This window comes from Tamlana flava (assembly GCF_041287255.1).
Taxonomy (GTDB): domain Bacteria; phylum Bacteroidota; class Bacteroidia; order Flavobacteriales; family Flavobacteriaceae; genus Tamlana; species Tamlana flava.
In genome coordinates this window covers 881,471-894,474 of sequence record NZ_JBGGTX010000001.1, presented here as the reverse complement: position 1 = coordinate 894,474, position 13,004 = coordinate 881,471, and the positions used below count along the sequence as shown (strand labels likewise).

Sequence of the window (13,004 nt, the reverse complement as noted above, 5' to 3'; positions counted from 1 at the left end):
GTCAGTTTTCAAACTAACAGGTCTTTTAGATAATGTTTTTAAAACAGTTAGAATTAGCTAACGGCTTCCTTTATACGTTTAACAGCTTCAATAATTTGTTCTTGCGAGGCTGCATAAGAAATTCTTATACAATCTGGGTTTCCAAATGATTCGCCATCAACAGTAGCCACTAAAGCTTCTTCCAATAAATACATAGAAAAATCGGAAGCATTGTTAATGGTCTTTCCACGAAGTGTTTTTCCAAAGAAATAAGAAATATTTGGGAAAACGTAAAAAGCCCCTTCCGGCACGTTGGTTACGAACCCTTCTATATGGCCTAATAATTTCAAAATTAAATCACGACGCACTTTAAATTCGTCTATCATGTATTGAACACGAGATGGCGACTCGTTTAAAGCGGTAATGGTAGCACGTTGTGCGATACAGTTGGCACCACTGGTAATTTGACCCTGCATTTTGTTGCATGCTCTGGCAATTTTTTCAGGTGCACCAATGTACCCAATACGCCAACCAGTCATAGCAAAAGCTTTAGACACACCATTTACTGTAATGGTACGATCGTACATGTCTTCAAATTGAGCCATACTGGCATGTCCACCAACATAATTGATGTGCTCGTAAATTTCATCTGAAACCACGTAAATGTTTGGGTATTTTACCAATACATCTGCCAAACCACGCAATTCTTCTTTACTGTAAATAGAACCACTTGGGTTACAAGGTGAGCTAAACCAAATCATTTTGGTTTTTGGTGTTATGGCTGCTTCCAGTTGCTCTGGAGTCATTTTAAAATCTGTAGCAATAGTCGTTTTTACTTCAACAGGAATACCGTCATTAAGCTTTACAAGGTCGGCATAACTCACCCAATACGGGCAAGGCATAATAACTTCATCACCTTTATTGGTCATTACACCAGCAATGTTTGCCAACGACTGTTTTGCACCTGTTGAAACAACAATTTGGTTTGGTTTATAAGTTAAATTGTTATCGCGCTTAAATTTTTTAATGATGGCCTCTTTTAAATCACCATATCCATCTACTGGTGAATAAGAGTTATAGTTGTCATTAATAGCCTGAATAGCGGCTTCTTTAATAAAATCTGGAGTGTTAAAGTCTGGTTCACCAAGACTTAAGCCAATAATGTCTTTTCCTTCGCCTCTAAGTTCTCTCGCTTTGGCTGCCATGGCCAATGTAGCAGATTGGGCCATGTTTAAAATTCTATCAGATAGTAATTGCATGAAATTTTAGGTAAATAAATAGTAATTAAATTTGTAACGCTGGTTTTCTTCCCATTTCCCTTAAATATTTAAAATGGGATATTATAGCGCTGCGGGTTGATTTGTATTCGTTGTATGGTAAGTTGAATTCTTTTGCTGTTTCCCTAACTATTTTTGAAATTTTAGTATAGTGCACATGGCTGATGTGCGGGAATATATGGTGCTCTACTTGGTGGTTCAATCCGCCAGTAAACCAATTGACAATTTTATTTTTTGTACTGAAATTGATGGTTGTTTTAAGCTGATGGATGGCCCAAGTATTTTTTAAAGTACCGTCTTTTTCTGGTAGAGGCATTTCGGCTTCATCCATAACATGTGCCAATTGGAACACCACGCTTAAGATTAAACTTGCCGTATAGTGCATCACAAAAAATCCAATTAAAATTTTCCACCAGGCGATGTCCAAAATAAGCATTGGAATCACAACCCAAATTGAAACGTATATTATTTTTGAAATAACCAATTTGCTCCAATTCCAAACAGGATTTGGGAATTTGCCATAAGATAACTTACGTTTCATGTAGCGTTTCATTTGCAACCAATCTGTAGTTATCGCCCAATTTATAGTCAATAATCCATAAAGAAGAAGAGAATAGTAGTGCTGAAATTTATGGTACCATTTCCATTCTGAATGCTCTGTGAATCTTAAAATTCTACCGGCATCCAAATCTTCATCATGCCCATGCACGTTTGTATAAGTATGGTGAAGTACATTATGCTGTACTTGCCAATTGTAAACGTTTCCGGCCAAGATGTAAATACTGCTTCCCATTAAACGATTAATCCATTCTTTATTGGAAAAAGAGCCATGGTTGCCATCGTGCATTACATTCATGCCCACTCCAGCCATACCTATGCCCATAACAATAGTCAGTAGCAATTGCGCCCAACCAGGAATATCAATGGTTAACAATAAAAAATATGGCGTTAGAAACAAAGAAAACATTACAATGGTTTTTACCCATATTTTCCAATTTCCGGTGCGTTTTACTTTATTTTCCTTGAAATAATCGTTCACTCTTTTGTTGAGTGTTCGAAAAAATTTAGCCGAATCAACTCTTGAAAATGAAAGTGCTTGTTTAGTCATGTTGGTACTTTTAATATGATAAATTAAAAAAAAACTATTGATCATACCCGCGGCAAAGATAGGTATAAACAAAGTTAACTTGTAACGTTTTTTTGTAAAAATATGTATTTAAAAAGCATATTTTTGTTGAAAATTTAACACGAATGGACCTTGTTTTAAAGTATTTTCCTAATCTTACGGAAGACCAAATTGAGAAATTCAAAAAATTGGAATCGCTTTATCAGGATTGGAATTTGAAAATTAATGTGGTGTCTCGAAAAGATATTGATGAGCTTTATTTAAGGCATGTTCTGCATTCCTTGGGCATAGCCAAAGTATTAAAATTTGAAGAAGGCTCAAAAATTCTTGATGTTGGCACAGGTGGTGGATTTCCAGGAATACCATTGGCTATTTTATTTCCCGAGTGTTCGTTCCATTTGGTGGACAGTATTGCCAAAAAATTGAAAGTTGTTGATGAGGTTGTTGCGGATTTAGGATTGACTAATGTAAAAACTACACATAGTAGGGTTGAACAAATTGATGATACATACGACTTTATAGTAAGCAGAGCGGTTACTGCTATGCCAACCTTTGTGCAATGGGTTAAAGGCAAAATTGCAAAAAAACAAAACCATGAACTTAAAAATGGTATTTTATATTTAAAAGGTGGCAATCTAACAGAGGAACTTCAAAATTACAGAACTGCTTCCATTTATAATTTAAGCGATTTTTATTCAGAAGAATTTTTTGAAACTAAAAAGGTAGTCCATTTGCCTTTAAAATTTAAAGGCTAATTACTCTAGTCTAGCTATGTTGGCGATAATGTTGTTGAAATAGTAGTACTGATTTTGAAACCAATAAGTATTGCTGTATTCTGAAATATTATTTACATCAGAACCAATGGATAATATATTATTGGCTCGCTCAAAACTCTCCTTAGATTTCGTTAGTTCATTCAATTTGTAATAGGACATAGCCAACCCTAAATAGGCATCAAAATCTGTGGAATCAAATTCAAGGGCAAAATTAAAGTCATCTACGGCATCCTTGAATTTACCAAGCATTAGGTTGGAAGTTCCTCGGTAAAAGTAAGCATAGGCGTTGTATTTGTTCAACCTTAATGATATGCTAAGGTCCTCGTTGGCTCTTTGAAAATAATTAAGGTTCAGTAAAAAAGTTCCACGACTGTAATAGTTGTCAGCGCTTGGGTCTATTAAAATAGCTGTTGAGTAGTCTCTTATTGCTTCATAATGATTCTCAAGAGCTGTATATACCGAAGCACGGAGAATATAGGTGTTAGGTTGTGTAGGCACTTCTTTAATTACTTTGGTAAAATTTGCTAGGGCCTTTTCGTATTCTCCTAAATCGTAGTTAACACATGCCAAACTATAAAGTGCATCAATAAATTTATCATCGAGCATATAGGCCTTGGCATAATCTTCTTTCGCGCCTGCAAGGTCTTTAATGCTGTACCTTGAATTTCCACGGTTATAATAGGTGTCGGCATCTGGTTCTTCTACAACTATTTTTGAATAGTCAACAATGGCGCCATGGTAATCGCCCAAGTCATTTTTGGCAATAGCCCTTTGAAAATAGGCATCCAAATTTTTAGGTTCTTCTTCAATAACTTGGGTTAAAAGCGATATTTTCTCATTCAAATTGGTTGAGCGCATCGCTTTTCGGTAAAGTTTGTTTGCTTGTCCTATGGTTAGGCAAGGAATAACAACGAATAATGTAAATAGTAGTTTTTTCATCAGCAAAATTCATTCAACAAAAAACATGCCGTTCTTTGGTTGAAAAAATCAAAGGAAAGATAAGTAAATTTTATTGAAAACTTGTAGCCGAAATTGATGGTGATTTTATTATTTTTTCAACTTATTTTTCCATTAAGTGTACTAGTTTCTGTTTTGCCTTTTCAAAATGAGCTTGCAATTTAGGAATAGGATGTTCTCCATAACCTCTTTCCAGTCTCGTTTTTGAAACCTCTAAAAGTTTTATTAGGTTTTTAGCAGACTCTTTAGCAACGGCAGCATCAGTGCTGCCTATTCTGTTGAACCATATTGGAGCACTTTCTGCAAACGGATAACTGTCCATGAGTGGCCAATCCACTTTACCACCAGAAACTCTTGCGGTTACCCAGCCACCTTCAGGAACATCCAATGAGCCTTTGAAGGTTTTACTTCCTGCTTTTGTGTTTCCTTTTTTTGTCCAAACAACTTCTCCATTAACAAATAGTTCAACCTTTTCATAAGGAACAGCCGAATGCACATCAAGTGTCCATTTAACCTTTTTGCTTTCTACTGAAGTGACATCGCCTGGTATTTTATCATCAACTTCAAATTCAATTAAAGGCCCATTGGTGACAAAACTTCGTCCAGCTTTTATTGCTTTCAAATAACTATCCATGGTAAGATTTTCTTTTGGCTTTACATAAACTCTGGTTGCCCCAATGGCCATAGTTCGATACAGGTCATTCATAACATCACTACCGCCCGAAATGGTTACTGGTTCACCAATATTCAGCATTTGGTGCCAAAGGGCTGCTGTGCCAATTTCGTCAGACCATAAGCAACCCAATTCAATATAATCGGTTTCACCTAAAACGGAATCTGCAATGAGCTCAATGGGAATGCGTCTAGCGCCATCATCGCTCAATGGATTTTGAACACTTGTGGGGTGAACGTAGCCTCCCAAGGCATTTTGGCTTTTGGCAAACCGAAGCGGGTCGGCGTTTAAACGGTCGTCACGGCCATAAATATCGTAGCGAGGGCCCCAAACCCACGGCCAATACAAATCTTGTGTTCCTATTAAGCCCAAATGCCCAAGAAAATGCGAGCGCATTTCCTGACCAAAGGCAATGAGTGGTGCTTCATCACGTTTCCAGCCCCAAAGGTTTTGTTGCAAAAAGCGCTGACCCAAATTGGCCAATAATGGAAAAGCAGCATCAAGGTCTTCTGCTTTTAAGTCCAGAACAATATCGTTAGGGTCTAACTGGCTTGTGCCACCATAATTAATGTGAAAATGATTGTCGCCACTATACCATCCATGAGCGTTGGCATCCCAAATACTTGTTAAGTTGATTTCAGCAGTTTCGGTGTTCTCATCCAAATTTATTTTCGTAGTGGTTTTAACCGTAGAAAAACCATGAACCGCCGTTATGGTAACCTCGCCTATTGGAGCTTCTATTTCAATTTCGCCTGGAGAATAAAAGAAAACAATACCGTTTTGCCCGTCAGAATGAACAATGCCTTTTTCGGGAATTACGGGATGGCCAGAACTATCAATAATGCTCATGCGTACAGCATCAATTTTTCCATCAACGGTACTTTTAATTTTAACTTTTACTGTTGGGGTGTTCCAAACCCAATCATTGATTTCCAAGGTTTCTGGTGTTCCACCATTTGCGCTGATACGTTTTAATTCTGAACGTTCATCCAAATTAAACTCATAATAATACACCCATGTTGCATCGCCGTTAAACTTAGGGCCTAATGGCAAATGGTTGCTTTTAGTGAGCAAAAGTGTGCTTTTTGGGGTAAGGATATCCAAAAGCCTTAATTCGTAAAAATCGTCTCTTGGCCATGTATATACCAAGGTTTGGTTGTCGGGCGACAATGAAAAGGCCGCTTGGGAGGTAAAATTTTCTTCCGCTAAAGGGTTCGACTCATTCGATGCTGTATTCAATAATTCAATGGAGTCATATGAAAAGCCTTCTTTTTTTAGGTATACCAGCCATTCGCTTGAATTTGTTGGAATGGGCAAGCGTTCCAAATGGTCTTCCTTGGTAATAAGCTGTTTTTCGTTGGTCGATAAATCTATGCGCCAAAGGTCTAGCGAGCCAACATCAGCCGAGGCGTAGTACACATAATTGCCATCTCTTGAAAAAATAGGGTCTAAATCCAATGCCTTAGTGTTTACCAAAACGGTTTCGGCTTTCGTTTCTAAATCCAAAAGAACAATTTCGGTGTCGTAGCTGTTATCGCGAATAAATACAATTTTTTTGCCATCAGGCGACCAATTGGGTTTCGAGTCTAAATGTACAGTAGTGGTTATTCTCGTAGCTGTTTTTGAGTTAGTGTCCATCACCCAAAGCCAACCTTTTGCTGCAAAAACCAATTGGTTGTTTTTTGGTGAAGGTGCAGGGTCTGTGGGCCCGGCATTTAAAATGGGCAGTTCGTAACCTTCCAAATAAACATGATGACCAAAACCATCAACATGAGGATAACGATTGGTCCATTGGCTGTGCATAAGGGATATGTTAAAAATACAAAGGGCAAATAGGCTAATGTAGAATTTCATAAACAGATATTTTTTGTGGTGGTTAAGTTGAATGTGGAAGTGAAAAGAGGCTGCTTTTCCAAATTTAACTAATTAATGGAAAATCAGAAGTAAATAATTATTCACCTTGTTGGCAAATATTATTTATTTACTTTTTTTTCAATTTCTATAATAAGTTCTTCAAAATTGTAATCAGGTCTTACCTCAAATAGACTTACCTTATTAAGTTTACATTTTTTTCTTTTCAGCTCATCCCTTTCTTGATTCTTCTCAAACGCATCTTTACCACCAAAAAAATCAACTGGTTCATCATGCTGTGTTCCATGATATTCAATTGCAGTTCTAATTTCGGGAAGCCAAATATCGAAGTGTTGTCTACCAAGAAATTTAGGTCTGGCATGTTGTATAACTTCTAAATAGGAGAAATGCTTTTTAATTCGATAATATAAATCTGTTTCACTAATATAACCTTCCCCAATTTTTTTCCCACCTATTGAGATGCGGACATTGTTTTCTGCTTCACGCATAAGGTTTGTACAAGCATGACTTATCGCGCTTTCCACACAACTCTTTGGTGCATTTCCTTTTGCATCCTTTCTATATTTAATTTTATTTAAATCTTTTTGAGCTTCAGTTCCAAGCTGAAAATACTTATAGTAGTATTTAATATTATATGTAGATTTAATCTCACCTTCTTCAATTATATCATAAAATTGTTCTAAAAATCCATTTGGGTATTTAGAAATTAATATGGAATCTATCTCCTTTAAAATTTTATCTAAATTATCTTCCCCAAATTTTGTCAAAGGATTTGACTGACCTGAATAAATACTTTGACTGAGAATTAAAATATGTTGACTATTTATAACATTCAGTTTTAACTTGAACCTTAATTTTATTAAGGTATTAATCAGAAAAGGATTTTGAATGAATATTTTATCACAAATATTATTTAATTCTTCTAGAGCTTCCTTATAATAACCTAGTAAAAGTAAATTCTTTAGATATAAATCTTTTTCGATATGTCTTAATTTTAACCAATAATGTTGTTTTCGTGCAAATTCAATATCACGATGACTAATAAAATCATTGGTTATCATACGCACCAATTCATCGTGACCTACATAGTTGTCACATGCAGTATTAAACTCTTCTCTGCTTATCATTTCTAATGTTTGCCAACTTTAAGATATGGATTTTTTTAATTATCTATATCGGAAGATAAACTAAAATTGTTGAAAATTTCTATAAAATCGAGTAGAGTTTTCAAAATAAGAGGTTGCAAAACTTGCAGCCTCAAAGTTTTATTTGTTAAACATTTCTTCTTTCGCGGATATTTATTATTAACCCAAAAACGGATAAGGTAATTTGTTGATGATACAAAATTTTCATTGACTAATCGCGGCTACCCAACTTAAGAGATTTTGGGTACTTCATACTTTATAGATGATTCTGTTCAATTACATAATTATTTATCCAGGTAGTCGGCTATGTCTATTTTTAATTTTAATGTTTTTTCTAGCTGATTTTCCCATCCACTTACTATATTTTTTTTCCATTCTTTTTTTAAACTTATAAAATTCAATAATTGAAAATAGGTATCATCTTCCTTGAATTCATTTCCTGTAAGCATTTTGGTAATAATATGATTTTTTTCCATTCTCAATTGTGCTCCAATCGCTCCATAAACCGGTGTAACGAGATTGGTTGTGTTTAATCCCCCTTCATAATCCATTTCAAATAACTCAATAATTTTGGTTTTAATATCTTCATCTCTTAAAACTTCAAAACCATTACTTTTTAAGGACTCATAGGTAGATGAAGAGATTTTAATTAGTTCATAAAATGTTGCTTGTTGGAAATATATTAACAAGGAATCATTAGGATTTGGAGTGGGGCTTTGTAAATGATATATTATAGAATCGATATCCTCAATTCTTGATTTATGAACATTAATAGCATGTTGTAAAGATTCAATGTTTTTGTCTAAATCATTTTCCAGTCCTTTAAGTGATTCTATCTCTTTAAGGTTGTCTTTCCTTTCTTCATTCCAGTTATTAACCTGCAACGCCAAAAGAATTCCTATCATCACAAGTATTATTTCTCCAAAGGCATAAATTAAGTACCTTTTAAGTTTCCCTTCATCAATTAAATTCTGTCTTATTCTTCTAAAGAACTTCAGCATTTTTTCATCGTTTTGTTTTTTCTTTTTAATGCCCACCAATTTAATGGTACATGTTCAACGATTCATATAATTACGTTACTGAATGAGTTTGGTGCCTTTTAACTAAGGTAGTTGAAAATTTTTGCAAAGTCAAAAAGAGTTTTAAAAAAAAAGAGGCTACAAAATTTGTAGCCTCTTTTTTTATCTATAAAGATTTCTTTTCAAAGGAATTTTACTCACCCAAAAACGGATAACGATAATCCGTTGGGGTTACAAAAGTTTCTTTGATTAACCTTGGTGATACCCAACGCAATAAGTTTTGGGCGCTACCGGCTTTATCATTAGTTCCCGATGCTCTTGCACCACCAAAAGGTTGTTGGCCAACTACGGCGCCGGTACATTTGTCGTTAATGTAAAAATTACCGGCACTGTTCTGTAAAGCTTCAGTAGCTTGGGTAATGGCGTATCTGTCGGTAGCCAATATGGCGCCTGTTAAAGCATACTCACTGGTTTCGTCAACCAATTTTAAGGTTTCAGCGTAAGCGTCGTTCTCATAAACATAAATTGTAATAACAGGGCCAAAAAGTTCCGTACACATGGTGGTGTAATTTGGGTCTTGGGTAACGATAACCGTTGGTTCTATAAAATAACCTTTGCTTTTATCGTAATTGCCTCCGGCAATAATTTCAACTTCAGCATCGTTTTTAGCGGCATCAATATATTTTGCCAATTTATCAAACGAGCCTTCATGAATTACAGCGGTTATAAAATTGCCCATATCTTCAGGTGAACCCATTTTAAAGGATTTTACATCTTCCAAAATATATTTTTTCACTTCGCCCCAAATGCTTTTAGGGATGTAAGCCCGTGATGCAGCACTACATTTTTGCCCTTGGAACTCAAATGCGCCACGTGAAATAGCTGTGGACACTTGCTTTGGTACAGCCGATTTGTGTGCCACGATAAAGTCTTTTCCTCCAGTTTCGCCAACAATTCTGGGGTAGGTTTTATAATTATGGATGTTGGTGCCTATTTGTTTCCAAAGTTCTTTAAAAATGAATGTTGAACCCGTAAAGTGCAACCCAGAAAAATCGGGACTCGCCAAAACGGTGTTGGTAATCATCACAGGGTCACCAAATACTACGTTTATAACGCCTGGTGGTACACCAGCTTCCTTAAAAACATCCATAATAACCTTAGCAGAGTAAACTTGGCTATCGCTCGGTTTCCAAACCACCACATTGCCCATAAGTGCCATACAGGATGGTAAATTTCCAGCAATCGCGGTAAAGTTAAACGGGGTTACAGCATAGGTAAAGCCTTCAAGCGGACGATATTCCACACGGTTCCAGGCATCGTTGGTGCTTTCAGGCTGCTCCATGTAAATATCGGTCATGTACTGCACATTAAAACGCAGGAAGTCTACAAACTCGCAGGCCGCATCAATTTCCGCTTGATGTATGGTTTTGGATTGTGCCATCATCGTGGCCGCGTTTATTTTGGCTCTATAGGGCCCGGCAACCAGTTCAGCAGCTTTTAAAAAGATGGCTGCACGTTGCTCCCAAGGCATTTCGCTCCATGTTTTTCTGGCTTCCAAAGCTGTTGAAATCGCGTTATCAACATGTTTTTTTTCAGCCAAATGATAGGTGCCGACAATATGTTTATGGTCATGGGGAGGCGACATGGTTCTTGTATTACCGGTTATAACGTCTTCCCCGTTAATGTACAATGGCACGTCAACCTTACTATTGTACATGGCTTTATATGCCTCTAAAACAGCAGTTCGTTCAGGAGTGCCTAGGGCATAAGATTTTACAGGTTCATTTACGGCAATTGGTACGTTAAAAAAGCCTTTTCCCATGATTTTTGAATTTTTGTTATTGAATTTTCAGTAAATATGCCACAAATTTAAGAATTTTATAAGGATAAATACAGGTGAAGGATTCTTAAATGCGCGTTAAAATTTATTTATTTTTTGTAAGTTGCCTTACTGTTTTAAGACTACAGGTTTTATGTGTACCGTAACGATTATTCCCACTAATGGCAACGATTTTGTGCTGACTTCCAATAGAGATGAAGCCCCGAGTAGAAAATCGCTTAATCCAGATTTTCATACTATTCATGGAACAAAATTATTGTTTCCAAAAGATGAACTTGCTGGCGGAACGTGGATTGGCGTAAGTGAGAAGAACAGGCTGGTCTGTGTTTTAAATGGGGGTTTTGAACTTCACGAACGGAAGGAAACATACCGAAAAAGTAGAGGTGTTATTGCCAAAGATTTTATGGTGGCAGAACACATCGTTAAAACCATTGAGCTTTACGAGCTCGTTGATATTGAGCCTTTTACTATTGTAATTGCCGATTGGTCTAATGGGCTAAAATTTTACGAACTGGTTTGGGATGGCACAAAGAAACATTTTGTTGAGTTGCCTATTGAACCAAAAATATGGTCATCGTCAACTTTGTATACTGAAGCTATGAAACAGGAGCGTTTGCAGTGGTTTGAAAGTTTTAAAAAAACTAATGAATTAAGTGCAAAGTCATTGATGAATTTCCATAATATGACAGGAGGAGATAAAAAGGATTATGGTGTAATCATGGACCGCGGCTTTGTAAAAACCACAAGTATAACTCAAGTTGAGAAAATGGGTGATGCGGTTGAAATGCGCTATAAAAGTCTTCAGAATAATTCAAGCTCTTCAACGGTGTTTAATCTTCCGCAAACGGTCAATGAATAGTACAGGCATTATTTTAACTCTGGCCTATCCAGAAACCATTGTTATGGTTTCAAAGGAATGGTTTTCACCATTTTTGCGCTTTGTTGGTGTTGGAAAAAAGAATTACCTACGGGCTGGCCATGCGGCCTTGGTCCTTATAAATAAAGAAACGGGTATTTTAGAGTACCACGATTTTGGACGCTATATTACACCAGAACCAACGGGGCGCGTGCGTGGGAAGGATACCGATAATGAATTGGATTTTCATTTAAAGGCCAAGATTGAAAACGATAAAATTACCAATCTTGATGAGATTCTGGAATTTTTGGGCACCCATCCTAAATTAACGCATGGCGATGGCAAACTCATCGCATCGGTGTGTCAGGCCATTGATTATAAAAAGGCTAGAGCTCACATCACTAAAATGCAGGAAAAACATTTTATCAGGTACGCTGCCTTTATAAAAGATGCTTGTAATTGTGCTCGTTTTGTAACCGATAGTTTAATTGCTTCGGTAACTGACTCAAAAATGAAGAAGAGACTTGTAAAATCGAAATGGTTTACGCCAAGTACTATTGGCAATGTGCTTTTGGCAGATACAGAGGATTATGTTTACGAGGTTTCAGAAAGTGGTCAGATTACGGAATTTGAAGGGTCGCAACAAAGTGAAAATATCCGTTGTTTTTTAGATAAGTTAAAAGACCATAAAGTCAATTTTGTTGGCACCCTGAAGCCTAAGCCAATTGATGGCTTACATGAAAAAGCACAATGGTTGCCTGGTATTGCTGCGGGTGCATGGTTCGAGCTTCATAAAATTGGCAATGATGTGGAGTACCATTTTAAGCGTATTTCGCCGTATGGCAATTTAGATGTGCACGATAGATTTGTGGTTGATGATGCCTCTTTTGATTATCATTTAGAGTTTGAATTCATCCATTATTCGAACTGTAAATTTTTTCATGTGAAGCAAAATGGGAAGGTTTTTAGGTTTGAGCGGGTAGTTTAACTAAAAACAGAACTCAAATTACTTACCCCTTGTAATGACGTCTGTTAATTTATAGCAAAAGGAGCACTGAGCTTAAAAGTAGGTATGGTAACCAAAAACTTTTTGGTGGTGGTAAAGTTTACCATACTGTAATGTCCTTGCATGGCACCAAAAGGAGATGTTAGTAAACATCCTGAAGTATAGGTATGCGATTCGCCAGGTTTTAAAACAGGTTTTTTTCCAATAACACCTTCACCAGAGACGGTTTCAACATTATTCAGGGCATCAAGTATTTCCCAATGGCGGGCGTTGAGTTGAACGGAGTCTTTGCTTTGGTTTTCAATGGTAATGGTGTATCCAAAGGCGTACTGTATTTTATAGTTTTTATAAAATGAACCTTCAAAAGTAGTTTCAACCGAAATTTTTATGCCTTTTGTTACTTGTTGAACCATGCTAACTGTTGATATACAAAGTGTTTTGCGCTGCTAAAATAATCAAAATTAAGTTTTGAGGCTTA

At 36.4% G+C, this 13,004-nt stretch carries 11 protein-coding genes; 3 read left to right on the top strand and 8 right to left on the bottom strand.

Features of this window, described 5'->3' with window-relative positions; translation table 11 throughout:
- Positions 1–53 precede the first annotated feature (53 nt).
- The gene (locus tag ACB104_RS03920; RefSeq protein WP_370476970.1) at positions 54–1,238 is read right to left on the bottom strand and encodes a pyridoxal phosphate-dependent aminotransferase; all 1,185 of its coding nucleotides are present in this window, start codon (positions 1,236–1,238) and stop codon (positions 54–56) included.
- A 25-nt stretch (positions 1,239–1,263) separates the two neighbouring features.
- Complete coding sequence (locus ACB104_RS03915) at positions 1,264–2,364, bottom strand: fatty acid desaturase family protein (protein ID WP_370476969.1); 1,101 nt, start codon at positions 2,362–2,364, stop codon at positions 1,264–1,266.
- A gap of 143 nt (positions 2,365–2,507) precedes the next feature.
- Between ACB104_RS03915 and rsmG the strand changes: the two genes are divergently transcribed.
- Positions 2,508–3,137 carry a 16S rRNA (guanine(527)-N(7))-methyltransferase RsmG gene (rsmG, locus tag ACB104_RS03910; protein ID WP_370476968.1) on the top strand — a complete coding sequence of 210 codons (630 nt, stop codon included), beginning with the start codon at positions 2,508–2,510 and terminating at the stop codon, positions 3,135–3,137.
- Here the strand turns inward: rsmG and ACB104_RS03905 are convergent, their stop codons facing one another.
- From ACB104_RS03905 to pruA, 5 genes are all read right to left on the bottom strand, one after another.
- The gene (locus tag ACB104_RS03905) at positions 3,138–4,097 is read right to left on the bottom strand and encodes a tetratricopeptide repeat protein (protein ID WP_370476967.1); all 960 of its coding nucleotides are present in this window, start codon (positions 4,095–4,097) and stop codon (positions 3,138–3,140) included.
- A 121-nt stretch (positions 4,098–4,218) separates the two neighbouring features.
- Entirely contained in the window at positions 4,219–6,642 is a 2,424-nt protein-coding gene (locus tag ACB104_RS03900; protein WP_370476966.1) for a CehA/McbA family metallohydrolase, read from the bottom strand.
- 119 nt (positions 6,643–6,761) lie between these two features.
- Entirely contained in the window at positions 6,762–7,787 is a 1,026-nt protein-coding gene (locus tag ACB104_RS03895) for a hypothetical protein (protein ID WP_370476965.1), read from the bottom strand.
- Positions 7,788–8,089: 302 nt separating this feature from the next.
- Positions 8,090–8,842: a DUF6090 family protein gene (locus ACB104_RS03890; protein WP_370476964.1), complete on the bottom strand. Its 753-nt coding sequence runs from the start codon at positions 8,840–8,842 to the stop codon at positions 8,090–8,092.
- Positions 8,843–9,017: 175 nt separating this feature from the next.
- Positions 9,018–10,646, bottom strand: coding sequence for an L-glutamate gamma-semialdehyde dehydrogenase (gene pruA, locus ACB104_RS03885; protein ID WP_370476963.1), 1,629 nt, complete (start codon positions 10,644–10,646; stop codon positions 9,018–9,020).
- Between the two features lie 151 nt (positions 10,647–10,797).
- Here pruA and ACB104_RS03880 point away from each other — a divergent pair, with 151 nt between their 5' ends.
- Both ACB104_RS03880 and ACB104_RS03875 read left to right on the top strand, forming a co-directional pair.
- Positions 10,798–11,523 carry an NRDE family protein gene (locus tag ACB104_RS03880; RefSeq protein ID WP_370476962.1) on the top strand — a complete coding sequence of 242 codons (726 nt, stop codon included), beginning with the start codon at positions 10,798–10,800 and terminating at the stop codon, positions 11,521–11,523.
- Positions 11,516–12,508 carry a DUF6695 family protein gene (locus ACB104_RS03875; RefSeq protein WP_370476961.1) on the top strand — a complete coding sequence of 331 codons (993 nt, stop codon included), beginning with the start codon at positions 11,516–11,518 and terminating at the stop codon, positions 12,506–12,508. The genes ACB104_RS03880 and ACB104_RS03875 overlap by 8 nt, the downstream gene beginning before the upstream one ends.
- Before the next feature lie 44 nt (positions 12,509–12,552).
- Here the strand turns inward: ACB104_RS03875 and apaG are convergent, their stop codons facing one another.
- Positions 12,553–12,939, bottom strand: a complete 387-nt coding sequence (apaG, locus tag ACB104_RS03870) for a Co2+/Mg2+ efflux facilitator ApaG/CorD (RefSeq protein WP_370476960.1) — start codon at positions 12,937–12,939, stop codon at positions 12,553–12,555.
- Positions 12,940–13,004 lie beyond the last annotated feature (65 nt).